Genomic DNA, 24,651 nt, shown 5'->3' on the forward strand with positions numbered 1-24,651 from the left:
TCACCCTGCTATTTGCGCACCTGGAGCTCCCCATGAAATTCCTCGCCCCTTTCGCCCTGTTGACCGTCGCCAGTTTCATGGCCACGCCACTGCTGGCCGCCGAAGAAGCCACCCCACTCACCGGCTGTGCCGCCAAACGCCAGGCCATCAGCACCCAGCTCGAACAGGCCAAGGCCCACGGCAACAGCGACCAGCAAGCTGGCCTGGAAAAAGCCCTGAGCGAAGTCACCGCCAACTGCACGGATGCCGCCTTGAGGAAGGAGCGCGAAAACAAGGTACTCGACGCCAAGCACGAGGTCAGCCGCCGTCAGGCCGACCTCGACAAGGCGATGAAAAAAGGCGACGCGGACAAGATCAACAAGCGTAAGGACAAACTCGCCGAGTCACGCAAGGAACTGCAGGACGCCGTGGAAGAACTCGACCAGTAAAACCGGTCAGTGGTCGCGAAATTGTTTATGGCAGGCACTGCAGGCATCTTCGACTTTCTGTACGGCAGGCGTAAGGTTGCTGGCCTTGTAGGGCTGCACCTGGCTGGCGATCACCAGCTCACCGGTGGCCGCTTCCAGGTCGCGTGCCAGTTGCTGGAACTGCGCCTGTTTTTGCCACACGTCGTCCTTGGCGCTGGTGTGATCCTCTTCGCGTACGCTCGGAAAATGTTTCCACGGTTCATGGGACAGCGCATCGAGCTTGACCGCGCCTTCGGCGAATTTCACGCCATCGAAGGCAATGCGCCCGCGCAGCATGCCGCCCAGGTCTTCAGAGGTCTTGAGCATCTGCTTGAAGATCGCCTTGCGCTGGCCCAGGGGCGAATTCGGATCGACGCCGCCGCAGGCGGACAGTGTCAGGCAGGCCAACAGCACAAGCGTCATTTTTTTAAAAGTCATGGCGGCTCAGGGTCACGGGAAACGGCGGCCAGTATCCTCGCCCTGCTCGTAAAGACCAATAGCCCTATTAATAATAAGGGTTGTCCACAGGCGCTGCGGCGCGGGCAATCGCTTCAGGAACTGTTTGTATGAATCTCACACTGAAACACTGGAGCCGCCGGCTGGCATGGGCTCTGCCGATGTTTGCGCTGCTGGCAGGCTGCGACGCGGGCAAAGACGCCGGCAAAGATGAAACAATTAAACCCCACGCCGTGGCCACCTACGTGAATGCCCCTTGGGAGGCCTTGCCGAGCGTGTCCGACGCCGACCTACTGGCCGGTTTTGAATCCTGGCGCAGCGCCTGCCAGCGCCTCAAGGCAGACCCGGTATGGGGCGCGACCTGTGCCGCAGCAGCCAGCGTGCCCGGCAATGCCGTGGCGGTGCGCGGTTTTCTCAAGGAGCGCCTGGATGTGTTCGGCCTGCGTTCGGCTGACAACACCCCCAACGGCTTGATCACCGGCTACTACGAACCGGTCTACCCCGGCAGCCTGACCAAGACCGCCGCCGCCCATGTACCCGTGTATGGCGTGCCGGATGACCTGATCATCGTCAATCTGGAAAGCATCTACCCGGAGCTCAAGGGCAAGCGCCTGCGCGGCCGCCTCGAAGGCCGCGTGCTCAAGCCCTACGACGATGCCAACGCCATCAACGGCAAGGGCTCCACCGCCAAGCCGATTGCCTGGCTGACTAATCCGATGGACCTGCAATTCCTGCAGATCCAGGGCTCGGGGCGCATTCAACTCAAGGACGGACGTCAACTGCGCGTCGGTTACGGCGACCAGAACGGCTACCCGTATCGCCCTATCGGCCGTTGGCTGGTGGAGCAAGGCGAGCTGAAGAAAGAAGACGTGACCATGGGTGCCATCAGCGCTTGGGCCAAGGCGCACCCGGAGCGCATCCCGGAACTGCTGGCCAGCAACCCCAGCTACGTATTCTTCAGCGCTCGCCCCGACAGTAATGAAGGCCCGCGCGGTTCGCTGAATGTGCCGTTGACCGCTGGCTACAGCGTAGCAGTGGATCGTAAGGTGATTCCGTTGGGCAGCCTGTTGTGGCTGTCGACTACCAAGCCCGACGGCTCGCCATTGGCACGCCCGGTCGCCGCGCAGGACACCGGCGGTGCAATCACCGGAGAAGTGCGAGCGGATTTGTTCTGGGGCACGGGTGATGCTGCCGGAGAGCTGGCGGGAAATATGAAGCAGCAAGGACAGATCTGGATGCTGTGGCCCAAGGGCGCGGCGTTGCCGCAGGTGCCGGAGACGCTCTAGACCAAATGTGGGAGGGGGCTTGCCCCCGATGGCGATGTGTCAATTGACATATCTATCAACTGGCCAGCCGTCATCGGGAGCAAGCCTCTCCCACAACTGGATCTGTGTCACAGGTCAGATCGACACGAAGAAGAAGCTCGCAATCAACGCCATGCCCACCGCCCACACCAGCGAGCGCAGTATCGCCCAGTCGGCGAGGTAGCAAATGATGTACAGCAGGCGGCTGGTGATAAACAGCACAGCCAGCACATTGATGGTCACCAGTTCGGCCGTGCCGGCCAGGTGGGCGATAATCACCGCGGCAGCAAAGGCGGGGGTGACTTCAAAGCTGTTGAGCTGCGCACTGTGGGCGCGCTTGGCAAACCCTTCAAGGGTATCCAGGAAAGCACGCGGGTCGTGGTTCTGCCGCGGCCCGAACTTGCCGCCACTGAACTTGGCCACGCCCGTGCACAGGTAAGGCAGGAAAATCGCGATCAACACACACCAGAAAGCAGCCGTCATCACTCAGTCCTTTTGTCGTTTTATGCAGCGATTAGAGTTCTAGCACTAAAAACCCAATGTCGCACCTAACCGCTATGAGCCGCGCGACACCGAAAGGTTCTACCGCACTTTCACCCAAGACCTTGCAACCTCACGCCGCCACTGCGGTCCATCCCCCATTAACAACCCACCCCCACCTTCCAAGGACCCCGGATGCTTGAACTTGTCGCCGCCTTTATTTGCCTCACAACCCTGCTCACCTATGTGAACTTCCGCTTTATCGGCCTGCCGCCCACCATCGGCGTGATGGTCACGGCCCTGCTGTTCTCCCTGATCCTGCAAGGCCTGAGCGTGCTCGGCTACCCAGGCCTGGAGGAACGCATCCAGCAACTGATCGGCCAGATCGACTTCGGCGACCTGCTGATGAACTGGATGCTGTCGTTCCTGCTGTTCGCCGGCGCCTTGCACGTCAACTTGAACGACCTGCGCAGCTACCGCTGGCCCATCGGCCTGCTGGCCACCTTCGGCGTGTTGATCGCCACTGTGGTGATCGGCAGCCTGGCGTATTACATCTTCGCCCTGTTTGGCTGGCACGTGAGCTTCCTTTACTGCCTGTTGTTCGGCGCACTGATCTCGCCCACCGACCCCATTGCGGTACTGGGCGTGCTGCGAACCGCCAATGCGTCGAAACCGCTGAAGACCACGATTGTGGGTGAAAGCCTGTTCAACGACGGCACGGCGGTTGTGGTGTTTACCGTATTGCTGGGTATCGCGCAGCTGGGCGAGACGCCAACCGTGGGCGCCACGGCCATGCTGTTCGCCCATGAGGCAGTGGGTGGCGTGGTCTTCGGCGGGCTGATCGGCTACCTGGTGTACCTGATGATCAAGAGCATCGAACAGCACCAGATCGAAGTGATGCTGACCCTCGCCCTGGTCATCGGCGGCTCGGCGATGGCCACCGAACTGCACGTTTCCGCACCGATCGCGATGGTGGTGGCCGGGCTGATCATCGGCAACCTGGGACGCAAGCTGGCGATGAACGACATGACCCGGCGCTACCTGGACGGTTTCTGGGAATTGCTGGACGACATGCTCAACGCGCTGCTGTTTGCGCTGATCGGCATGGAGCTGCTGCTGTTGCCGTTCAACTGGCTGCACGTGTTCGCAGCCAGTTTGCTGGCGGTGGCGATCCTGCTGTCGCGCCTGCTGACCGTGGCCCCGGCGATCCTGTTGCTGCGGCGCTGGCGCACGGTGCCGCGCGGCACCATCCGTATCCTGACCTGGGGCGGCCTGCGCGGCGGGGTTTCGGTGACACTGGCGCTGGCCCTGCCACTGGGCCCGGAGCGCGATCTGCTGCTGAGCATCACCTACATCGTGGTGCTGTCGTCGATCCTGTTGCAGGGGCTGAGCATCGGCAAGCTGGTCAAGCGCGTGACCCAGGGCGAACCCCAGGCCGCACCTGACGTTCACTGATCCTTGTTGATCCGCTGCGGATGCCTCGGGTCCGCAGCGTGCTTGCCCGGCAAGCTACTCTCGCTGCGAATCTGCGCATGGCTGATCAACGCAAAGATAAAGCTGCCACCGATGATATTGCCGGCCAGGGTTGGGCCGGCAAACACCAGCCAGAAATCCTTCCACGGCAACTCACCGGCAAACACAAGGTATGAGACTTCCGCCGACCCCACCACGATATGGGTGAAATCCCCCAGGGCCATCAGGTAGGTGATCAGAATGATGATCCACATCTTGGCGCTTTCCATCGAAGGGATCATCCACACCATGGTGGCAATCATCCAGCCGGAGACGATGCCCTTGGCGAACATCTGGCCGGCGTCGTTTTCCATGATCTTGCGCCCGATTTCCAGAAAGGCCATGTCGGTCTTGGTGTCGAAGATCGGCAGGTGCAGCATCACATAGGCCACCAACAGCGTGCCGCACAGGTTGCCCACCAGTACCACGCTCCAGAGCCTGATCAGCCGCCCGGCATTGGCCAGTGTAGGTTTGCTCATCACCGGCAACACGGCGGTCAGGGTGTTTTCGGTGAACAGTTGCTGGCGCGCCAGGATCACCGCCAGGAAGCCTGCGCAGTAGCCGAAACTGGCGATCACCTTGAACGCTTCGCCGTCCGGCAGGCGTGAATTGAGCAGCCCCATGGCCATCAGCGACAGGCCCATGGTCAAGCCTGCGGCCAGGGCCGACCACCACAAGGCGGCGACACTGCGCTCCAACTCCTGGTCGCCCTGGGTACGGATGATTTCGTGGAGCACCGCAGCACGGGGTGGCTGGTTCTTGTCCACGTCCTGTTGCTCTTCCTGCGACAGGTTGGGGGTCTTGCCGTCTTCGTTGGTGGCCATGATGTTCCAGAGTCCGAGGGGGTGCCTGTAGCTACGACAGGCTGGCGCGGTAGCTGTTCAGTGGCCAGTCAACTAAACCTGCATGCGCCAAGCCTTGGCCATCTCCACAGTGGTGGAACTGGAAGGCGTGCCCCAGGGCTTGTTGCGCGCCTGGTAATTTTCGCTGAGGTCATCAAGCACACGGTTGAACGCGAGTGGCGTAGGGGCCTTGGCCAAGTCTCGGGCTGCACGCTGTAACAGTTCAACATTCGACGCCGGCTGGCCTGGCCGGAACAACGAGGGGTAGATGACCTCCCGCGTAAAGCTCTCGGCACGTACCGCAATATCGCGCCGTTTCATTTCGGCAACGGCGCAGGTCATGACTTTGGAAGAGGTGTCGCCCTGCTTGGCAGCCATTTGCAGCAACGCCTGGAAATTGTGTTGGCCAGTATCATTCAAGCGCCGTCCCAACCATTCGGTTTTCTCGGGACTGCGGGCAAGTGCATCCAGATTACGAACTGCCGACGACAACTTCGGTGTGAACAGCAAGCCATCATGGGAGTTATCGACCTCAGTAATCGCACGGTCCAGGGCGTGCAACACCTGCTTCGCTTCTTCTCGAAACATCAGCGCGCTGGCTGCGGCGGTGTCTTTCTGCAACGTCGGCTGCACACTGGCCAGTGTTTTATCATCCATCGCCAGCACCGCTTCATCTAGCGTACCGAACGAGTGAGACTCACGCGTCGCGGCACGACGCTGCAGATGCCCCTCCACCGCCTCATGCGCCTTTTCCTGCAGGTGCTGCTTGTACTCATCCTTCATGGTGAAGTTGACCGTACCGTTGAGCAGGCCGCGAAAATCGCCTTTTTCGGTATTCAGTGGCAACGCCAGCGTCTGCTCGGCAAATGCTTCGAGCCTTTTATCCTGGTAAGCCTCGGCGGCCGAGTGGGGTGTTCCCGTGATGCAGTCGGCCAGGCTGCTGATAAAACCGCCACTTTGGGCTGGCGCCCCGACGGCGTCTGACTCGAACTTGATGATCAGCGACTCAGACTTACTCAGGGGGCTCTCGGGAAACAATCGGTCCACCACGCCTGGCGCTGGTGTATTGAGCAACAGGCCACCGTCCTGAAAGGCCGTGGTTTCAGATGCCATCTGGAAGGCATGCCCTTGTTCCACAGGGCTTTTGAACAGGACGGGCAACGAACCCGAAATACGCGCGGCGCGGGCGATATCCATGTCCGGAGTCAAACTGCTGTTGAACACTACCAACTGTGGGCGCCCACCAAACATGCCAGTACCCGTGATATTGAGTTGCTTGACCGCTGGAATAGTGCGGCTTAACACGTCAAGGTCGGCAAACGTGGGCGCGCCACCGGCACTGAGCTTGTCAGCAATGCGCATGACTTCGGCGGGCCGGGTTTCTCTGGGAGAGTCGGCAATATGACCAAGAAGCGCCTTGCGCGACTCGTCGCGGATCATGTCCTCCAGCGGAACGGCAGCGGTTTTCAAACGCGGCAGCAGGGTCACCAACAACTGGGAAATGTTGCCGACCAGGCCCGGCAAGCGCCCCACATGCTTGCCAAGCGTTGAACTGGCTTCCTGCAACCAGGTCGTCACAGGGTCTTTGCTGTTCAGCAGACTGGGCAGATTGATGGTGTCCGACAGCCGATCGAATGCTGCCGCCCCCATGCCACTGGCAATCAAGGCGGCGGAAATCGCGCCGGCAGAGGAACCGGAGATCTCTCGAATGCCTTCCAATTGCCGTGCGTCTTCCAGTGCCTGCACACCTCCCGAGAAGGCGACGCCCTTGGCGCCACCACCACTGAGCACCAAATGCGTGATGGGCGGCGGCGATAACACCACCTCCACCCGCCCTTGAGGATCGCGAAGGAGGGTCAGATTGCGATCGCCGCCACTGTCCACCAACAACGTCTTCGCCGTGTGATCGGCGCTGGCGCTGTCATCTCCATGCAAAGGCGTCTGAACAGGGGTGACCGGATTGAGCACTTTCATGAGCCGACTCTCTCTGCAGGGGTGTAATCCTGAGTGATGAGAGAGCCTGGGAAAGATCCAGCCGGAACAACCCGGCAACAGAAATCAAACGGGTGACATGTAGTTACTCGCGGATGCCATCGTCCTGGAACTGGTCCTTGACGTACTTGATCTCGGTGCGTCCATGAGGGGCGGGCAAACCGTCCTCGCCCAGGTTGACGAAGACCATTTTTTCCACGGTGAGGATGCTTTTGCGGGTGATCTTGTTGCGCACTTCACAGGTGAGGGTGATGGAGGTGCGGCCAAACTCGGTGGCAGTGATCCCGAGTTCGATGATGTCGCCCTGGCGCGAGGCGCTGACAAAGTTGATTTCGGAGATGTACTTGGTCACCACGCGCTGATTGCCCAATTGGACGATGGCGTAGATGGCCGCTTCTTCGTCTATCCAGCGCAGCAGGCTGCCGCCGAACAGGGTGCCGTTGGGGTTGAGGTCTTCGGGTTTTACCCATTTGCGGGTGTGGAAGTTCATGGTCACTCCAAAGCGTCTTGCCGAATGATGGGCAACATCATGGCAGAGCCTGCCCCCAAGCTCTATGCGCCATTGCCTATCAACCTCATGTGCGATCTTCATATGACCGACAGAAAGGCTTGGGAAGTGCCGCGTACGCGGCTATAATCGCACCGCTTCAAAACGGTCATCTTCAGTTGATACCGTTTCTCCCGCCACCTGTCCGAGGGGCGCTGCAGCAGGTTCAACCTGTCAGGCTCGGATGGGGCGTTGTCCGGCCTGGTTGCCCTGGCCTGATACTAAACGCACAACGGCGCCCATTCGCACACTACGAATGGAGGCTCTTCATGAGCGCTGTAATTACGCCTGCAGATTTCAACGACTACAAAGTCGCCGACATGTCCCTCGCCGCCTGGGGCCGTCGCGAAACCTTTATCGCCGAATCCGAAATGCCAGCCCTGATGGGCCTGCGTCGCAAGTATGCCGCCGAGCAACCGCTCAAGGGCGCGAAGATCCTCGGCTGCATCCACATGACCATCCAGACCGCCGTGCTGATCGAAACCCTGGTTGCCCTGGGTGCCGAAGTGCGTTGGTCGTCCTGCAACATCTTCTCGACGCAAGACCAGGCCGCTGCCGCCATCGCCGCCGCCGGTATCCCGGTATTCGCCTGGAAAGGCGAGACCGAAGAAGAGTACGAGTGGTGCCTGGAGCAAACCATCCTGAAGGATGGCGCGCCTTGGGATGCCAACATGATCCTCGACGACGGCGGCGACCTGACCGAGTTGCTGCACAAGAAGTACCCGCAGATCCTCGACCGCGTCCACGGCGTGACCGAAGAAACCACCACCGGCGTGCACCGCCTGCTGGACATGCTGGCCAAGGGCGAACTGAAAATCCCGGCCATCAACGTCAACGACTCGGTGACCAAGAGCAAGAACGACAACAAGTACGGCTGCCGTCACAGCCTGAACGATGCCATCAAGCGCGGCACCGACCACCTGCTGTCGGGCAAGCAAGCCCTGGTGATCGGCTACGGCGACGTGGGCAAGGGTTCGTCCCAGTCCCTGCGCCAGGAAGGCATGATCGTTAAAGTCTCCGAAGTCGACCCGATCTGCGCCATGCAAGCCTGCATGGACGGTTTCGAAGTGGTGTCGCCGTTCCTCGACGGCGTCAATGACGGCACCGAAGCCAGCATCGACAAGGCCCTGCTGGGCAAGATCGACCTGATCGTGACCACCACCGGTAACGTCAACGTCTGCGATGCCAACATGCTCAAGGCCCTGAAGAAGCGCGCCGTGGTGTGCAACATCGGTCACTTCGACAACGAGATCGACACCGCTTTCATGCGCAAGAACTGGGCATGGGAAGAAGTGAAGCCGCAGGTACACAAGGTTCACCGTACCGGCGCTGGCGATTTCGACCCACAGAACGACGACTACCTGATCCTGCTGGCTGAAGGCCGCCTGGTTAACCTGGGCAACGCCACCGGCCACCCAAGCCGCATCATGGACGGCTCGTTCGCCAACCAGGTACTGGCCCAGATCTTCCTGTTCGGCCAGAAATACGCCGACCTGTCGCCAGCCCAGAAAGCCGAGCGCCTGACCGTGGAAGTACTGCCGAAGAAACTCGACGAAGAAGTGGCCCTGGAAATGGTCCGCGGCTTCGGCGGCGTGGTGACTCAGCTGACCAAGACCCAGGCCGACTACATCGGCGTGACCGTCGAAGGTCCGTTCAAGCCGCACGCTTACCGCTACTGATCGGCTTGGCTGCCCGCCCCTTCAGGGGCGGGTTCGCCTTACAGGCTTTCGAGTTCCCAAGGGTATGACCATGTCCCAAGACCGTCGCTACAGCTTCGAGTTCTTCCCCACCAAGACCGATGCTGGGCATGAAAAACTAATGGCAACTGCCAAGCAGTTGGCCACTTACCACCCCGACTTCTTCTCCTGCACCTACGGCGCCGGCGGCTCGACCCGCGATCGTACGATCAACACCGTGTTGCAGCTTGAAAGCGAAGTCAACATTCCCGCCGCTCCGCATTTGTCCTGCGTAGGCGACAGCAAGGCCGACCTGCGCGGCCTGCTCACTCAATACAAGGCCGCCGGCATCAAGCGCATCGTTGCCCTGCGTGGCGACTTGCCGTCCGGCATGGGCATGGCCAGCGGTGAGCTGCGCTACGCCAATGACCTGGTGAGCTTCATTCGCGAAGAAAGCGGCGACCACTTCCATATCGAAGTGGCTGCTTACCCGGAGATGCACCCCCAGGCGCGCAATTTCGAAGACGATCTGCAGAATTTCGTACGCAAGGCCAACGCCGGCGCCGACAGCGCGATCACTCAGTACTTCTTCAACGCCGACAGCTACTTCTACTTCGTCGAGCGTGTACGCGCCATGGGCGTGAACATCCCGATCGTGCCGGGCATCATGCCAATCACCAACTACAGCAAGCTGGCGCGCTTCTCCGACGCCTGCGGTGCTGAGATCCCACGTTGGGTGCGCAAGCAACTGGAAGCCTATGGCGACGACGTCAAGAGCATCCAGGCGTTCGGCGAACAGGTGATCAGCAATATGTGTGAAGAATTGTTGCAAGGTGGCGCACCAGGCCTGCACTTCTATACCCTGAACCAGGCTGAACCAAGCCTCGCGATCTGGAACAACCTTAAACTGCCACGTTAGGCCGGTTTAATCGCTGTACCCGGCCCTCGTTATTACGGGGGTTTTTTTCGTCTATATATTCCCGGAAAGGAAGCCTGCAGTACATGAATACAGCGTCCCCGACTCCCCGCCCGCAGCTGGTGTACCTGGTATTCGGCGCCGAGACCTATCATCAGGAAGCCGTATTCAGCATCGCCAGCGCCCTGGCCCACCTGGGCGGTCCCCAGGACATGCCATTGGACATCCAGGTGTTCAGCGACAATCCGGCCCCCTATCGCGGCTTGCCGGTACAGGTTCACACGCTGGACGACACCACGCGCAGACGCTGGAGCGAGCCCCACGGCTACCATTTCCGCACCAAGCACGTGCTGTTGCGCCAGGTGCTGGAAACAGCGGAACGGGCGCTGTTGATCGACACCGACACCTTTTTCCACGACTCACCCATGGCGCTGTTCGAACGCGTCGCGCCCGGTACCGTGCTGTGCAATGCCTTCCACGCCAAGTACGGCGACAACCGCGAAAGCGTGCTGTATGAAGCCCTGGCCAGGCACCTTGAAGACAAAGGCCTGGCCGACGATGACATGTGGCTGCTCAACTCCGGCGTCATGGGCCTGACCCGGCAAGACGCGCACATCCTTGATCGCTCGATCGAGTTGATGGACGAGCTGTTCCCGATGGCCCACGGTGCCTACACCCTGGAAGAGTTCTGTCTGTCGGTGGCCGCGTACCGTACGCTCAACGTGCGCCAGTGCCCCGACCTGATCCATCACTACTGGAGCCGCAAGCAGTTGTTCCGGGCCAAGGTCAAGGCGTGGGTCACCAAGCACGCCGCGAACCCCATCTGCGCCCAGGCCCTGGCCGACACCCGCAATGTGTCTTCCCACCTGCCCCGCCCGCCGCGGTTGCAGCGCTTGATGTACAAGCTGATCACCCTGGCCTTGCCCAAACGCAAGCAGCAGTTCATCCGCGAAATTCTCTACGGCTGCTACGAGCACGAGAATGAATTCGACCAGGCCTGTGGCCCGGTTTGGTGGGACAAGGCCCTGCAGAATCAGGAAGAGCGGCAAAAAGGCCCGGTCGATGCGCATCAGCTCGAACATTGGTTCGCCAACCCAGTGGTGCGCCTGATTCTGGGCGAGCGACGTGCAGCCATCTATGAACACCTGATGACCTCACCCCCAAAATAGCGTCGCCCGCAGATGCGTGTGCCAGCGCTTCTCTTTAGCGCACGGGCATCGTAACCTCGGGGCATGCCCGTCATTCTGAAGCTGTTGACCGTTACGCTTTTTACTTGCTTGAGCCTCGCCGCTTATGGCGAGAAATTGCGCATTGTCACCGAGCCCTGGGCGCCTTATGTGTACGAAGAGCACGGCGCCATGCACGGACTGGACTACGAAACCACGGTGATCGTGTTTCAGCGCCTGGGGGTCGAGGTGCAATGGCAGTTCCTGCCCTGGAAGCGCTGTCTGGCCATGCTCGATCAGGGTCATGCCGATGGCGCACTGGATATTTTCCACAGCCACGAACGCGACGCCCTGCTGCTGTACCCGAGTGAACCGTTGTCGGAAGTGGAGTTCGTGATGTTCTACGCCAACGAACGCCCTCACCCGGTCCAAGGCCTCGACGAGCTGGACGGCCTCACTGTCGGCACGTCGCCAGGCTATCTGTATGGCGCGCCATTCAGCGACTCCACCCGGTTCAGCCGCGAGCCGGCCCCCAGCCACGAGGCCAACTTCGGTAAATTGCTGCTGGGACGCATCGACCTGCTGATCACCGACCGCCGGGTCGGCCAGCATGTGATCAAGGCCCTGGGCCTGGAAGGCAAGGTCAGCCAGGCGCCCATTGTGGTCAGCCGCCAGCAGCAATACCTCGCCGTACGCCGTGGCGCGGGGATGGACCTGCTGGTACAACGCTTTGCCGCCGAGCTCAAGCGCTTCAAACAGGAACCGGCCTACGCCGCTTTAAGCGCCAAATATGGTGGAATCCACGCCATAACCGCGTCCGGACACACCGTTGAGCAGCAGGAAAGCGGCGCACAGTGATTGCTCTGTTATACTCTGGCCTTTCCGCCAGGCTTACGCCCGGCCGCTGAGGTCCTGAAAAAGGCACCCAACCCCGCTACTGCGCAGCTTTCAGCCCGCGCGAGCCGGTGGAGTGCCCGCCAGACGCAGCAGGACCGGACGGGATTGCGCTCCCCTAAGCGCCATTCACGCCCGGCAAGATTATCCCTCTGGGCCAAGCCCTAACTAAAACAGGATTACTCATGTCCTTTGCTTCCCTCGGTCTCTCCGAGGCTTTAGTCCGCGCCATCGAGGCAGCGGGCTATACCGAGCCTACTCCGGTGCAACAGCGGGCTATTCCCGCCGTGTTGCAAGGTCGCGACCTGATGGTTGCGGCTCAGACAGGTACGGGTAAAACCGGCGGCTTCGCCCTCCCGATTCTGGAGCGGTTGTTCCCCAACGGTCATCCGGACAAATCCCAGCGTCACGGCCCGCGCCAACCGCGCGTACTGGTCCTGACCCCTACCCGCGAACTCGCCGCCCAGGTGCACGACAGCTTCAAGCTGTATGCCCGCGACCTGAAGTTCGTCAGCGCCTGCATCTTCGGCGGCGTCGGCATGAACCCACAGGTCCAGGCCATGTCCCGTGGTGTTGACGTGCTGGTGGCGTGCCCCGGTCGTTTGCTCGACCTGTGCGGCCAAGGCAGCGTCGATTTGTCCCACGTGGAAATCCTCGTGCTGGACGAAGCCGACCGCATGCTCGACATGGGCTTTGTCCATGACGTGAAGAAGGTCCTCGCCCGCCTGCCGGCCAAACGTCAGAACCTGCTGTTCTCGGCAACGTTCTCCAACGACATCACCGCCCTGGCCGGCAAGCTGCTGCATAACCCGGAACGCATCGAAGTCACGCCGCCGAACACCACGGTCGAGCGGATCGAGCAACGCGTATTCCGCCTGGCCGCCAGCCACAAGCGTTCATTGCTGGCGCACCTGATCACCGCCGGCGCCTGGGAACAGGTGCTGGTGTTCACCCGTACCAAGCACGGCGCCAACCGCCTGGCCGAGTACCTGGACAAGCACGGCCTCACCGCCGTCGCCATCCACGGCAACAAGAGCCAGAACGCCCGCACCAAGGCCCTGGCCGACTTCAAGGCCGGTGAAGTGCGCATCCTGGTCGCCACCGATATCGCCGCCCGCGGCCTGGACATCGACCAGTTGCCACACGTGGTCAACTTCGAGCTGCCAAACGTCGACGAAGACTATGTGCACCGTATCGGCCGTACCGGCCGTGCCGGGCGTTCGGGTGAAGCCATTTCCCTGGTTGCCCCGGACGAAGAGAAACTGCTGAAAAGCATCGAACGCATGACCAAGCAGAAAATCGCCGATGGCGACCTGATGGGCTTCGATGCCAGCGCCGTTGAGGCCGAGAAGCCTGAAGTGCGCGAACGTCCGGACGTGCGCAACCCACGTAACCCCCGCGGTCCGAAGGGCGATGGCCCGAACGGCGGCGGTGGTGGCGGTGGTCGTCGCGACAAGGGCAAGGACAAGGGCGGCAAGGACAAGGCGCCAACCAACGGCCGTGGCGAACGCCCGGCCCGTGAGCAGAAGCCCCGTGAAGGCACCCCGGCCCGCGAACAGCGCCAGCCGAGCCAGCCCCCACGTGCCGCAGCCGACCGAGCCCCGGACGAATTCCTCGACGACGACGTGGATAACTTCGGTAACCGCGTGGACTACGTGCCCCAGGCCAAACCGGCCCAGGGCCGCGGCCGTCGTCCAGGTGCTCCGGCACAGGGCGCTGCCGCCGGCGCTCCACGTGGCGGCCAGCCTCAGGGCGGTCGTCAGAACGGCCCGCGCAACAGCAGCGGCGGCACGACCGGCACTCCACCGGCCAAGCGCAGCGGCCCGCGTAACGGTGCACCGCGTGACGGCCAGGCGCGTCGCGAAGATTCGCGCAGCAACAACCGCCGCCCGGCCCGTGACGACCAGCCGCGTTTGTCCGAGCCAGCCGTGCAGAACCCGCGCGGTGGCCCGGCGCCGAAGATCATCCACAAGGAGTCGAAAGCCGACCGCTTCCCGACACCCGAGCAGTTGGATCAACTGCCAGGCCGTCCTCGTGGTGAAAAACCGGCATTGCTGACCCGCAACCGCTGAGTTTCAAAGCGCCTTAAAAAATGCCCCGCATCTTTCGATGCGGGGCATTTTTTTATCTCCTCCCGACACGCTCCCTGGGATGAGCGAGCTTGCTGTGGTGAGCGAGCTTGCTCGCGCTGGGGCGCGAAGCGGCCCTAATCAGATACATGATTTTTCTAGCAGAACACGGTGACAGGTGTTGGGGGTTGCTGCGCAGCCCAGCGCGAGCAAGCTCGCTCACTACAGGAAATACAGGCCAAAAAAAACCGGATCCTGAGATCCGGTTTTTTGTGTGCGGACAGAAATTACTTCTGCTTGACGCCTTCCAGCGAGATGTCCAGATCGACGGTCTGGGAAGTCGGGCCTGGGCCCTTGATGCCGAAGTCGTTCAGGTTCAGCGTGGTCTTGGCGTTGAAGCCGGCACGTTCGCCGCCCCATGGATCCTTGCCTTCACCGTTGAACGTGGCCTTGAAGGTCACAGGCTTGGTCACGCCGTGGAAGGTCAGGTCGCCGGTCACATCAGCGGTTTTCTCGCCGGTGGATTTAACCGCAGTGGAGACGAACTTGGCATCGGCGAACTTGCCGACATCCAGGAAGTCCTTGCTGGCGATGTGCTTGTCACGTTCGGCGTGGTTGGACCACAGGCTGGCGGTTTTCACGTCGACCGCGATTTTGCTGGCTTCAGGCTTGGCGGCATCCCAGCTGAACGTACCATCCCAGTCCTTGAAGGTACCGTGGATGTAGCTGTAGCCCAGGTGGCTGATTTTCCAGTCGATGAAGGCGTGCTGGCCTTCCTTGTCGATCTTGTAGTCGGCAGCCATCACCTGACCTGCAGACAGCAGCGCTGTACCGATTGCCAGAGCGGCGAGGGTCTTTTTCAACATGCTTTCTATTCCTTGTGAGTCGAGGTTGAACATCAGGCTTTGCGCCCCAGCATTCGCGTGAGGGTCGCATCACGGTCGATAAAGTGGTGTTTCAACGCAGCCACGCCGTGCAGGCCGGCGAAGACCACCAACACCCAGGCGAGGTACAGGTGCACCACGCCGGCTGTGTCTGCCTGGTCCGGTAGACCGGAAACCACGGCAGGAATTTCGAACAGGCCAAACACCGGGATACCGACACCGTCTGCGGTGGAAATCAGGTAACCGGCGATCATCACGGCAAACAACCCGAGATAAAGGAACGCGTGGCCGAACGCGGCACCGATACGGGTCAAGCGGCTGTAACTGGCCAGCGGCGGAGGCGGCGGGCTGATCAGGCGCCAGACAATACGCACCAGCATGATGGCGAACAGCGTGATGCCGATGCTCTTGTGCAGGTCCGGTGCGTCCTTGCGCCAGGCGCTGTAATAGTCCAGACCCACCATCCACAAGCCCAGGGCGAACAGGCCGAACACCACCAGGGCCACGCCCCAGTGCAAAACCATACTGACCCAGCCGTAACGGGCCGGTGAGTTACGTAGCTGCATGTACTTAATCCCGTAAGAGCTGCGCCCAAGACTAGCGATTTACCTATCGAATTAAAGCGGAAAATTTCGCTTTGAAATATCGAGAAATACGATCTGGAGCCTATGCACAATAAGTTAACCAAGGATTAAGGACTATTCCTAAGAAACGTGACAGTCCGTCCTACGTTTACTCCGAATTCCCCACAATGGCTTGTGACCCGGGCCACCATTGCATAGGCTTGCGCGATTGTTTCACCTGCGCCGTTCGCAGGACCGCTTCGAGGAGATCACCGATGGGCTTGAACAACCAGTGGATGCAACGCGACCTCGCGGTGCTGTGGCATCCCTGCACCCAGATGAAAGACCACCAGCAACTGCCGCTGATCCCGATCAAACGCGGTGAAGGCGTCTGGCTGGAAGACTTCGAAGGCAAGCGCTACCTCGACGCCGTCAGCTCCTGGTGGGTCAACGTCTTCGGCCACGCCAACCCGCGCATCAACCAGCGCATCAAGGACCAGGTCGACCAGCTGGAACACGTGATCCTCGCCGGTTTCAGCCACCAGCCGGTGATCGAGCTGTCCGAGCGCCTGGTCAAGATGACCCCCGAGGGCCTGACCCGCTGCTTCTATGCCGATAACGGTTCGTCGTGCATCGAAGTCGCGCTGAAGATGAGTTTTCACTATTGGCTCAACCGTGGCCTGCCGAATAAAAAGCGCTTCGTGACCCTGACCAACAGCTACCACGGCGAAACCATCGCCGCGATGTCGGTGGGCGACGTGCCGCTGTTTACCGAGACCTACAAGGCGCTGCTGCTGGACACCCTCAAGGTGCCGAGCCCGGATTGCTACCTGCGCCCCGAGGGCATGAGCTGGGAAGAACACTCGCGCACGATGTTCCTGGCCATGGAACAGACCCTGGCCGAGCACCACGACAGCGTCGCCGCCGTGATCGTCGAACCGCTGATCCAGGGCGCCGGCGGCATGCGCATGTACCACCCGGTGTACCTCAAGCTGCTGCGCGAGGCCTGCGACCGCTATGGCGTGCACCTGATCCACGATGAAATCGCCGTGGGCTTCGGACGCACCGGGACCATGTTTGCCTGTGAACAGGCCGGCATCCGCCCGGACTTCCTGTGCTTGTCCAAGGCCCTGACCGGCGGCTACCTGCCGTTGGCCGCCGTGGTCACCACCGATGACGTCTACGACGCGTTCTACGACGACTACCCGACCCTGCGCGCCTTCCTGCACTCCCACAGCTACACCGGCAACCCGCTGGCGTGTGCGGCGGCCCTGGCGACCCTGGATATTTTCGAAGAAGACAACGTCATCGAAAACAACAAGGCCCTGGCCCGGCGCATGGCCACGGCAACAGCGCATTTGGTCGACCATCCGCACGTCTCGGAAGTACGCCAGACCGGCATGGTGCTGGCCATCGAGATGGTCCAGGACAAGGCCACCAAGACCGCTTACCCGTGGCAGGAGCGCCGTGGCCTCAAGGTGTTCGAACACGCCCTGGAACGCGGTGCGTTGTTGCGGCCGTTGGGCAGCGTGGTGTATTTCCTGCCGCCCTATGTAATTACACCGGAGCAGATCGACTTCCTCGCCGAAGTCGCCAGCGAAGGCATCGATATCGCCACCAACAGTAAAGTCAGCGTGGCGGTGCCGAAGGATTTCCACCCTGGTTTCCGCGATCCGGGTTGATTGCCGGCACACCTACACCTTTTTCCAGAGAACCGACATGAGACTGTCCCGCTTTTTCACCGACACCCCGCTGAGCCTCGGCGATCACGAACTGCCCGAAGCCCAGGCGCACTACATCAGCCGCGTGCTGCGCATGGGCGAAGGTGACGCCGTGCAATTGTTCGACGGCTCCGGCCAGGAATTCCTGGGCAGCCTGCTGGAAGTCGGGAAGAAACGCGTCACCGTGCAACTGACGGAAAGCTTCGCCGGCCAGGCCGAATCGCCGCTGCACATCCACCTCGGCCAGGGCCTGTCCCGGGGCGAACGCATGGACTGGGCGATCCAGAAAGCCACTGAGCTGGGCGTCAACGCCATCACGCCGATCTTCAGCGACCGCTGCGAAGTGCGGCTGAAGGACGAACGCGCCGACAAACGCCTGCTGCACTGGCGCCAGGTGGCGATCAGCGCGTGCGAGCAGTGCGGGCGTTCGACGGTACCGGTGATTCACCCGCCGTTGCTACTGGCGGACTGGTTGAAGCAGGTCGAGGCGGACCTGAAACTGGTGCTGCACCCGGTGGCCGAGCCGATGGTCAGCCATGCCAAGCCTGCGAGCCTGGCGTTCCTGATCGGGCCCGAGGGTGGATTGACGGATGGGGAAGTCGAAGCGGCCCAAGGCACCGGCTTCCACGCCGCCCGCCTCGGCCCGCGTGTGTTGCGCACCGAGACTGCGCCCGTCGTCGCGTTGGCGGTTGCCCAACAACTCTGGGGCGACTTCTAAATGTGGGAGGGGTGATCAGTCCACCGGATCGCTGACCGGCTTGGCAATGATCGCCTTCAACTCACTGGTCATCGGGAATTCCAGGTTCAAGCCCTTGGGCGGAATCGGCTGTTCAAACCAGCGCTGGTAAATCCCGTTGATCTCCCCCGAGCGGTACAGGTCGCCGAGGGTCTCGTTGACCACCGCGAGAAACTGCGGATCATCCTTGCGCACCATGCAGCTGTAGATCTCCCGCGACTGCTCCTCGCCCACCACCACCCAGTTGTGTGGGTCCTTGGCCTTGGCACGTTCGCCGTAGAGCAATGCATCGTCCATATAGAACGCGGCCGCGCGGCCCGTCTCGAGCATCTTGAACGCCTCGCCGTGGTCCTTGGCGCTGATCACGAACATATTGCTCTTATGCTCGGCGTTGTAGCTCTTTAGAAAACGCTCGTTGGTGGTGCCGGCGGTAGTCACCACGTTCTTGCCCGCCAGGTCGGCGAAGCCCTTGATGCCGCTGTCCTTAGCCGTCAGCAACTGGCCTTTCACGTAAATAAACCCGTAGGAAAATGCCACCTGTTTCTGCCGCTCGGCCGTGACTCCGGTGGAGCCGCACTCCAGGTCGACGGTGCCGTTCTGCACCAGCGGAATCCGCGTTTGAGAGGTCACCAGGTTGTACTTCACCTTCAGGTCAGCCACCCCGGTTTTCTGCTGGATACGCTCGACGATCTTGCTGGCCAGGTCGACCGAATAGCCCATCGGCTTACCGGTGTGATCCCCCACGTAGGAAAACGGCACCGACGCATCGCGATAGCCCAGGGTGATGGACTGGGTGCTGGCGATCTTGCCCAGCGTACCGTCCAGCGGCGCCTGGTTGGCATGGGCGTGTACTCCCAGCAAAAGGCCGATGCAGCCGGTCAACAGGATTTTTTTCATTGTTATTCTCCGTTGGTTTTTGACGTTATTTTCGTACCGCAATCACGCTGATTTCCACCAGCACGCTCGGCCTAGCCAGCTCCGCCTGCAGGGTAGTGCGCGTCGGCGCCATCCCGGGCGATAGCCAGGCAGCCCATACCTCATTCATCGGCGCGAAACCGCTGCCGATGTCTTTCAAGTAAATGGTCGCATTGAGCAAATGATCCTTGTCACTGCCGGCCTGGGCCAGCAGCGCATCGATCCTGGCCAGCACTTCGCGGGTCTGCGTCGCCACATCCTGGCCTTCGCCGGGCACCTGGCCCGAAAGGAATACCAGATCCTTGAACGTGACGGCGCCGGACAGCCGGTCGTTGCTGCTGATTCGGTTGATGGTCATGGGTCAATCCTCACGCGGCGCGGGGCGCCAGGCCCTGCATGTCAATGGAAGGTAGGTGGTGGCCGATCAGCTCGGCCAGCAATTGGCCGCTGCCGCACGCCAGGGTAAAGCCGAGGGCGCCGTGGCCCAGGTTCAGCCACAGGTTGCGATACACGCTGGGGCCAATCAGCGGCACACCGGTCGGGGTGGCGGGACGCATACCGGCCCATTCCACAGCATTGGCATAGTCGCCAGCCGTAGGAAATGTCTCGACCGCCTGGCGTTTCATCAGCGCCAGGCGCTTGGGCTCAAGGCTGGCGTCAAAGCCGACGATATCCACCATGGCCGCCACCCGCAGCTGTTCGCCGATACGCGCGTAGACCATCTTGCGGTCGTAGTCGGTGATGCTCACATTCGGCGCCTGGTGCTGTGCGCCAATCGGTACGCTGAGGCTATAGCCCTTGAGTGGATACAGTGGCAGTGACACGCCGGGCAATGCCAACTCGGCGCTGCGATGGCCCGCCGCGAGCACCAGTTGCTCCACCGGCATCACCTCGCCCCCCAATTCGATGGCCTGTACCACACCGTCGGCGTGGCGAATCCCGGTGACCTTGCGCCCCAGCAGAAAGGTGCAGCGCCCCGACGCTTCGAGCCTTTGCGCCAGACGTTGGCAAAAGGCATGGCAGTCCGCCACTTCCTCGTTGGGCGTGTAGATACCGCCCACAAACTGATCAGCCACCTGTGCCAGCGCCGGTTCCAGGCGCGCACAATCCAGGGCCGACAGCACCTGTTGTTGCAGGATGTCGGTGACCTTGCTGCGCGCACGCTCAAAGGTCTCGGCATTGCGAAAGGTCACCAGCTTGCCGTTACGCCGCCAATTGAACGTGTCCAGGCGATCGTCGACGCGCCATTGCTGCAAGGTGTTTTGGCTCAGGCTCGCCAGGCGCAGCAAGTGCGCGGCGTTGCGCTTATTCACCGAGCCACGGCAGGCGCCGATGAAGGCGGCCATCCAGCGCCATTGCTGAGGGTCCAGACGTGGGCGCAGCTTCAGCGGCGAGTCACCGCGCAGCAACCAGCCAATCGCCTGTAGTGGCACTCCCGCATCCGCCAGCGGTGCGACGTAGCGGTAGGACAATTGCCCGCCATTGGCGAAGCTGGTTTCGCTGCCCACGGTGTCACGCGCGTCGATCACCGTCACTTCATGACCTGCACGTACCAACGCGTAGGCACTCGCCAGGCCGATAACGCCACCACCAATGATGCAAACCTGCCCGGCCATTCAACACCCCCAACCCTTGATCCAAGAAAGCCCCAGCGTAGGTGCAGGTGACAGGCCGCCGACAATGAATAAAGATGGGGCACCTATAAACAAAGGTTATGGACTTGCCATGCGCTTGCGTCATATCGAAATCTTCCAGGCCATCCGCCAGACCGGCTCCATCAGCGCCGCCGCGCAGTTGCTGCATGTCTCCCAACCGGCGGTGACCAAGGTGTTGCAACATGCCGAGTTACAATTGGGTTTCCCGCTGTTTTTGCGGGTACGCGGCAAATTGCAGCCCACGCCCGAAGCCCTGGCGCTGGAAAGTGAAGTCGAAAAAGTCACCGCGAGCCTGCAAGGCGTGCGGCGCCTGGCCAAGAGCCTGCGCCGCGCCCCGGGGCAAAGTGTGCGGATTGGTGCAATCCCGGCATTGGCGCTGTCGCTGCTGCCCCCGGCGATCCTGGAATGGAAGCGCGACTACCCGGACATAGCCTGCGAACTGTCCAGCGACCATAGCCGCGAGCTGGTGCAAAAACTGTTGATGCGCGAGATCGACCTGGCACTGACCCTCAGCTTCTCCGGCCATCCCGGGTTGACCACACAAGTGCTGGCCAACGGTGTGTTGGTGGCCCTGGCGTCGAAAAACTACTGGCCGGACGCTGAGCTGCATCAAGCCCTGCCCCTGGCAGACCTGGCGGGGGCACCGTTGATTGGCCTGTCCAGCGCCGACCCACTGGCGGCGAGGCTCGACAACTACCTGGAGAGCGTCGACCCGCCGCCTCGGGTGACGATCTCGGTGCAAACCTATTCCCTGGCGCGGGCGATGGTGGAGTCCGGCGCCGGCTTGACGGTCATCGACCCCTTTACCGCCCTCGGCGCATCGACGGCGACCACCTGCATCCGCACGCTTACACCGCCGCTGCCGATCACCCTCTACGCCCTGACCCGTGCCGATGAACCGCCGCCGCATATGCTGGCCAATCTGCTACAGATCTTCGGCAACCGGGCTCGGGAGCAGCTGGAGCGCCTATAACACGTAGTGCATGATCGCCACGAAATGCAGCAGGCTGCCGCCGATCACAAACAAATGCCAGATCCCGTGGGAATGCCGCAGGCGATGCTCCAGGGCAAAGAAGATGATACCGACGGTGTACAGCACCCCGCCCGCCGCCAGCCAGATAAACCCGGCGGTGCCCAGCGCGGCGATCAGCGGCTTGACCGCCACCAGCACGATCCAGCCCATCACCGCGTAGATCACGATGGACAGGATGCGCGCCTCGGAGCGCGGCTTGATCTCCTGCAGGATGCCGATCACCGCCAGCCCCCACACGATGCCGAACAGCGTCCAGCCCCAAGGGCCTCTCAACGTCACCAGGCAAAACGGCGTGTAGCTGCCGGCGATCAGCAGGTAGATCGAAAAGTGATCGACCTTCTGCATGATCTCTTTTCGCCGCCCCTGCACGCTGTGGTACACGGTCGACGCGCTGTACAGCACCATCAGCGTAAAGCCATAAATCGCCACGCTGACGATTTTCCAGGGGCTGCCGTCCAGGCTCGCCACCACCAACATCCACACGGCGCCAATACACGCCGCGACTGCACCGAGCAAATGGCTCCAGGCGTTGAATCGTTCCCCGTGATACATCTGTCACTGACCTCCTGTAGCCGCTGGAACTGGCTGGCAAGCGTCCAGCCTTGCGCATAAGAGTGCAAGCGACTTGTGACGTTCCGAGGACGCCGCCGGGTTTTGCGGGCACAATCGGACGCATTCGAACAAGAGCCCACGGCCATGCTGATCGACGAAGAATTCACCCTCAAGAAACTGGAAATCTTCCTGGCATTCATGCGCACTGGCAACCTGGCCCGCGCCGCCGCCGAGCTGCAAACCAGCAATGTCAGCGTGCACCGTGCCATCCACTCGCTGGAAAATGCCTTGCGCTGCCCGCTGTTCAAACACGAGGGCCGCAACCTCACCCCGCTGGAAAGCGCCTACGTGTTGGAAGAACGCGCACAGAAACTCATCGCCGATGTGGTCGACAGCGTACGCCTGACCCGCGAAGCCGCCGGTTTCTCCGCCGAACGCTTCAAGCTCGGCTCGCTGTATTCGCTGACGGTCAAGACCGTGCCGCAACTGATCATGGGCCTGAAGATCAGGCGCAGCGAACTCAATATCGACCTGATCCTCGGCTCCAATTTCGACCTGCTGTACAAGCTCAAGAACATGGAAGTCGACGCGATCCTCATCTCCCTCGACGAACACGCCAACGACCCCGACTGCGAACAGATCGAGCTGTTCTGCGACGACATCTTCCTCGCCACCCCGGCCGACTCGCCCTTCGACCGCACCCAGGAAATCGACCTGGCCGACGTGCGCGACGCCACCTTCATCACCCTCACCCAAGGCTTCGCCACTCACCAGGATGGCAACCGGGTGTTCAAGCAGGCGGGGTTCGAGCCCAAGGTGGCGATGCAGGTCAATGACATCTTCACACTGCTGAGCATGGTCAGTTCGGGGGTGGGTTATGCGTTGCTGCCGGGAAGGATTGCGGCGGTGTACGAGAACCGCGTGAAGCTGATACCGCTGCAACCCAGGTATCGGTTGCAGCAGCATATCGGCGTGGTGTTCCTGAAGGCCAAGGAGCGTGATCCGAATTTACTGGCGTTGCTGGCGGAGTGTCGGATGTATGCCAATCGGCAGGGAACAGCCTGACACTCCGCAACCCCCAAGGTCAGCCAACCAACCCACGCACAATGAAGTACAGCAACGAAGGCCCCAGCAAACACCCAAGCCCGGTATGGAACGTCGCCGTCAACGCGCCATACGGCACCAAGCGCCGATCCGTCGCCGCCAGCCCTGCCGTCACGCCGCTCACGGTGCCGGCCAGGCCACCAAACACCATCGCCGAACGCGGGTTGTCCAAGCCCATCCAACGCGCCGCCACCGGGGTGCCGACCATCACCAGGATCGCCTTGATCAACCCGGTCGCAATGGACAGCGCCATCACATCCGAAGTCGCGCCAATCGCCGCACCGGTCACCGGGCCGACGATGTAGGTCACGGCACCCGCGCCGATGGTGGTCATGCTGATAGCGTCGCGATAGCCAAACACCCAGGCCATGCTGGCGCCGACGATAAACGGCAGGATCGTGCCCAGCAGCAGCGCAATCACACCGATCATCCCGGCCTTGCGTGCCTCGGTGGCCTGCACCTCGAACGCCGTGGCAACGATGGCGAAGTCGCGCAGCATCGCGCCGCCCATCAGGCCGATGCCGGAGAACAGTGCCAGGTCGGCCAGGCCTTTTTGCCCGCCGGTAAGGGTGCCGCCGACCCAGGCCAGGACCAGGCCGATGACGATGGCAATCGCCGAGCCGTGGATGCGCCCGAACGTCAGGCGCTTGGACAGCACCACGGAAATCCACATCACCACGCCAACAAACGCAAACGCAGTGATCAGGCCGTTATGTTCCAGGCCTTTTTCGATGAGATCCCACATATCAGCGACCTCCCGCAGGCACGATCAGCGGCTCTTCGGCGGGCAGAGGCTCGCCCTTGTGCGTACGACTGATCAAGGCGATGGTGCAACCACAGACCACCACCGAACCAATCGCCGCCAGCACCGCGACCGGGCCGCCGTGCAGGGCGGTCACGACGTTCTGTTGCGCGGCCATCGCCACCACCACGGGAATGTACATGGCGCCCCAAAAGCCCACGCCCATCTCGCACTCCTTGGTCATGCCGCCGCGTTTTTGCATCCACAGGCGGGCGCAGATCAGCAGGATCATGGCGATGCCCACCCCGCCCACGTTGGATTTGACGCCCAGCAACACGCCGAGCATGTCACCCATGATCACGCCTGCCAGCGTGCAGATCGCCAGCAATGCCACACCGTAAATAATCATTGTTGTTGTCCTCGAAGTGCTCGATCGAAATTGTTGT

The 24,651-nt window shown here is 61.5% G+C and carries 25 protein-coding genes and 1 riboswitch; of the genes, 12 read left to right on the forward strand and 13 right to left on the reverse strand.

The annotated features are described in order from the left end of the window. The first annotated feature begins 32 nt into the window (after positions 1–32). Entirely contained in the window at positions 33–428 is a 396-nt protein-coding gene (locus NIBR502773_RS13175) for a DUF1090 domain-containing protein (RefSeq protein ID WP_027606045.1), read from the forward strand. Positions 429–434: 6 nt separating this feature from the next. On the opposite strand, the gene NIBR502773_RS13180 is transcribed toward NIBR502773_RS13175, so the two are convergent. Then, positions 435–884 carry a cytochrome c gene (locus NIBR502773_RS13180; RefSeq protein ID WP_141156204.1) on the reverse strand — a complete coding sequence of 150 codons (450 nt, stop codon included), beginning with the start codon at positions 882–884 and terminating at the stop codon, positions 435–437. Positions 885–1,012: 128 nt separating this feature from the next. Between NIBR502773_RS13180 and NIBR502773_RS13185 the strand changes: the two genes are divergently transcribed. Continuing rightward, positions 1,013–2,188: a murein transglycosylase A gene (locus NIBR502773_RS13185; RefSeq protein WP_141156205.1), complete on the forward strand. Its 1,176-nt coding sequence runs from the start codon at positions 1,013–1,015 to the stop codon at positions 2,186–2,188. Positions 2,189–2,302: 114 nt separating this feature from the next. On the opposite strand, the gene NIBR502773_RS13190 is transcribed toward NIBR502773_RS13185, so the two are convergent. Continuing rightward, a complete protein-coding gene (locus NIBR502773_RS13190; RefSeq protein ID WP_065938151.1) occupies positions 2,303–2,689 on the reverse strand; it encodes an MAPEG family protein in 387 nt (128 codons plus the stop codon). Between the two features lie 192 nt (positions 2,690–2,881). Between NIBR502773_RS13190 and NIBR502773_RS13195 the strand changes: the two genes are divergently transcribed. Beyond that, on the forward strand, positions 2,882–4,141 hold the full coding sequence (locus tag NIBR502773_RS13195) for a sodium:proton antiporter (protein WP_141156206.1): 1,260 nt from the start codon (positions 2,882–2,884) through the stop codon (positions 4,139–4,141). On the opposite strand, the gene NIBR502773_RS13200 is transcribed toward NIBR502773_RS13195, so the two are convergent. From NIBR502773_RS13200 to NIBR502773_RS13210, 3 genes are all read right to left on the reverse strand, one after another. Further along, positions 4,135–5,022, reverse strand: a complete 888-nt coding sequence (locus tag NIBR502773_RS13200; RefSeq protein ID WP_065938149.1) for a formate/nitrite transporter family protein — start codon at positions 5,020–5,022, stop codon at positions 4,135–4,137. The two genes, NIBR502773_RS13195 and NIBR502773_RS13200, sit on opposite strands and share 7 nt — an antisense overlap. Before the next feature lie 72 nt (positions 5,023–5,094). Next, on the reverse strand, positions 5,095–7,014 hold the full coding sequence (locus NIBR502773_RS13205) for a patatin-like phospholipase family protein (protein ID WP_141156207.1): 1,920 nt from the start codon (positions 7,012–7,014) through the stop codon (positions 5,095–5,097). Between the two features lie 103 nt (positions 7,015–7,117). Beyond that, positions 7,118–7,522 (reverse strand): acyl-CoA thioesterase, encoded by a 405-nt coding sequence (locus NIBR502773_RS13210; protein WP_065938148.1) that lies wholly within the window; start codon positions 7,520–7,522, stop codon positions 7,118–7,120. A 198-nt stretch (positions 7,523–7,720) separates the two neighbouring features. Beyond that, positions 7,721–7,827, forward strand: a riboswitch (S-adenosyl-L-homocysteine riboswitch). Positions 7,828–7,848: 21 nt separating this feature from the next. Here NIBR502773_RS13210 and ahcY point away from each other — a divergent pair. The 5 genes from ahcY to NIBR502773_RS13235 all read left to right on the forward strand — a co-directional run bounded on the left by ahcY (position 7,849) and on the right by NIBR502773_RS13235 (position 14,303). Continuing rightward, positions 7,849–9,258: an adenosylhomocysteinase gene (gene ahcY, locus NIBR502773_RS13215; protein ID WP_065938147.1), complete on the forward strand. Its 1,410-nt coding sequence runs from the start codon at positions 7,849–7,851 to the stop codon at positions 9,256–9,258. 70 nt (positions 9,259–9,328) lie between these two features. Then, entirely contained in the window at positions 9,329–10,174 is an 846-nt protein-coding gene (gene metF, locus NIBR502773_RS13220; RefSeq protein ID WP_065938146.1) for a methylenetetrahydrofolate reductase [NAD(P)H], read from the forward strand. A gap of 83 nt (positions 10,175–10,257) precedes the next feature. Beyond that, positions 10,258–11,340, forward strand: coding sequence for a hypothetical protein (locus NIBR502773_RS13225; RefSeq protein WP_141156208.1), 1,083 nt, complete (start codon positions 10,258–10,260; stop codon positions 11,338–11,340). Positions 11,341–11,403: 63 nt separating this feature from the next. Continuing rightward, positions 11,404–12,195 (forward strand): ABC transporter substrate-binding protein, encoded by a 792-nt coding sequence (locus NIBR502773_RS13230; RefSeq protein WP_141156209.1) that lies wholly within the window; start codon positions 11,404–11,406, stop codon positions 12,193–12,195. Between the two features lie 221 nt (positions 12,196–12,416). Then, positions 12,417–14,303, forward strand: a complete 1,887-nt coding sequence (locus NIBR502773_RS13235; protein WP_065938143.1) for a DEAD/DEAH box helicase — start codon at positions 12,417–12,419, stop codon at positions 14,301–14,303. Positions 14,304–14,587: 284 nt separating this feature from the next. Here NIBR502773_RS13235 and NIBR502773_RS13240 read toward each other — a convergent pair whose 3' ends face one another. Together NIBR502773_RS13240 and NIBR502773_RS13245 are read right to left on the reverse strand one after the other, a co-directional pair. Next, the gene (locus NIBR502773_RS13240; protein WP_027606057.1) at positions 14,588–15,166 is read right to left on the reverse strand and encodes a YceI family protein; all 579 of its coding nucleotides are present in this window, start codon (positions 15,164–15,166) and stop codon (positions 14,588–14,590) included. 32 nt (positions 15,167–15,198) lie between these two features. Continuing rightward, the gene (locus tag NIBR502773_RS13245) at positions 15,199–15,750 is read right to left on the reverse strand and encodes a cytochrome b (protein WP_027606058.1); all 552 of its coding nucleotides are present in this window, start codon (positions 15,748–15,750) and stop codon (positions 15,199–15,201) included. Between the two features lie 272 nt (positions 15,751–16,022). Between NIBR502773_RS13245 and NIBR502773_RS13250 the strand changes: the two genes are divergently transcribed. Continuing rightward, positions 16,023–17,429: an adenosylmethionine--8-amino-7-oxononanoate transaminase gene (locus NIBR502773_RS13250; protein ID WP_141156210.1), complete on the forward strand. Its 1,407-nt coding sequence runs from the start codon at positions 16,023–16,025 to the stop codon at positions 17,427–17,429. 37 nt (positions 17,430–17,466) lie between these two features. Further along, positions 17,467–18,186, forward strand: coding sequence for a 16S rRNA (uracil(1498)-N(3))-methyltransferase (locus NIBR502773_RS13255; RefSeq protein ID WP_141156211.1), 720 nt, complete (start codon positions 17,467–17,469; stop codon positions 18,184–18,186). Positions 18,187–18,201: 15 nt separating this feature from the next. Here NIBR502773_RS13255 and NIBR502773_RS13260 read toward each other — a convergent pair whose 3' ends face one another. From NIBR502773_RS13260 to NIBR502773_RS13270, 3 genes are read right to left on the reverse strand one after another with little or no spacing between them, the layout of a single operon-like run. Beyond that, complete coding sequence (locus NIBR502773_RS13260; protein ID WP_141156212.1) at positions 18,202–19,101, reverse strand: transporter substrate-binding domain-containing protein; 900 nt, start codon at positions 19,099–19,101, stop codon at positions 18,202–18,204. A gap of 25 nt (positions 19,102–19,126) precedes the next feature. Beyond that, a complete protein-coding gene (locus tag NIBR502773_RS13265; RefSeq protein ID WP_027606062.1) occupies positions 19,127–19,477 on the reverse strand; it encodes a RidA family protein in 351 nt (116 codons plus the stop codon). 10 nt (positions 19,478–19,487) lie between these two features. Next, a complete protein-coding gene (locus tag NIBR502773_RS13270; RefSeq protein WP_115485597.1) occupies positions 19,488–20,735 on the reverse strand; it encodes a D-amino acid dehydrogenase in 1,248 nt (415 codons plus the stop codon). Positions 20,736–20,844: 109 nt separating this feature from the next. Between NIBR502773_RS13270 and NIBR502773_RS13275 the strand changes: the two genes are divergently transcribed. Further along, complete coding sequence (locus NIBR502773_RS13275) at positions 20,845–21,747, forward strand: LysR family transcriptional regulator (RefSeq protein ID WP_141156213.1); 903 nt, start codon at positions 20,845–20,847, stop codon at positions 21,745–21,747. Here the strand turns inward: NIBR502773_RS13275 and NIBR502773_RS13280 are convergent. Next, positions 21,742–22,359 (reverse strand): hemolysin III family protein, encoded by a 618-nt coding sequence (locus NIBR502773_RS13280; RefSeq protein WP_065938136.1) that lies wholly within the window; start codon positions 22,357–22,359, stop codon positions 21,742–21,744. The two genes, NIBR502773_RS13275 and NIBR502773_RS13280, sit on opposite strands and share 6 nt — an antisense overlap. 144 nt (positions 22,360–22,503) lie before the next feature. Between NIBR502773_RS13280 and NIBR502773_RS13285 the strand changes: the two genes are divergently transcribed. After that, positions 22,504–23,424: a LysR substrate-binding domain-containing protein gene (locus tag NIBR502773_RS13285; protein ID WP_141156214.1), complete on the forward strand. Its 921-nt coding sequence runs from the start codon at positions 22,504–22,506 to the stop codon at positions 23,422–23,424. A 19-nt stretch (positions 23,425–23,443) separates the two neighbouring features. On the opposite strand, the gene madM is transcribed toward NIBR502773_RS13285, so the two are convergent. Both madM and madL read right to left on the reverse strand, forming a co-directional pair. Beyond that, positions 23,444–24,208, reverse strand: coding sequence for a malonate transporter subunit MadM (gene madM / locus NIBR502773_RS13290; protein WP_027606067.1), 765 nt, complete (start codon positions 24,206–24,208; stop codon positions 23,444–23,446). A gap of 1 nt (position 24,209) precedes the next feature. Beyond that, on the reverse strand, positions 24,210–24,614 hold the full coding sequence (gene madL / locus NIBR502773_RS13295) for a malonate transporter subunit MadL (RefSeq protein WP_027606068.1): 405 nt from the start codon (positions 24,612–24,614) through the stop codon (positions 24,210–24,212). Positions 24,615–24,651: the final 37 nt, after the last annotated feature.

It is taken from the genome of Pseudomonas sp. NIBRBAC000502773, assembly GCF_006517195.1.
Lineage (GTDB): Bacteria > Pseudomonadota > Gammaproteobacteria > Pseudomonadales > Pseudomonadaceae > Aquipseudomonas > Aquipseudomonas marginalis.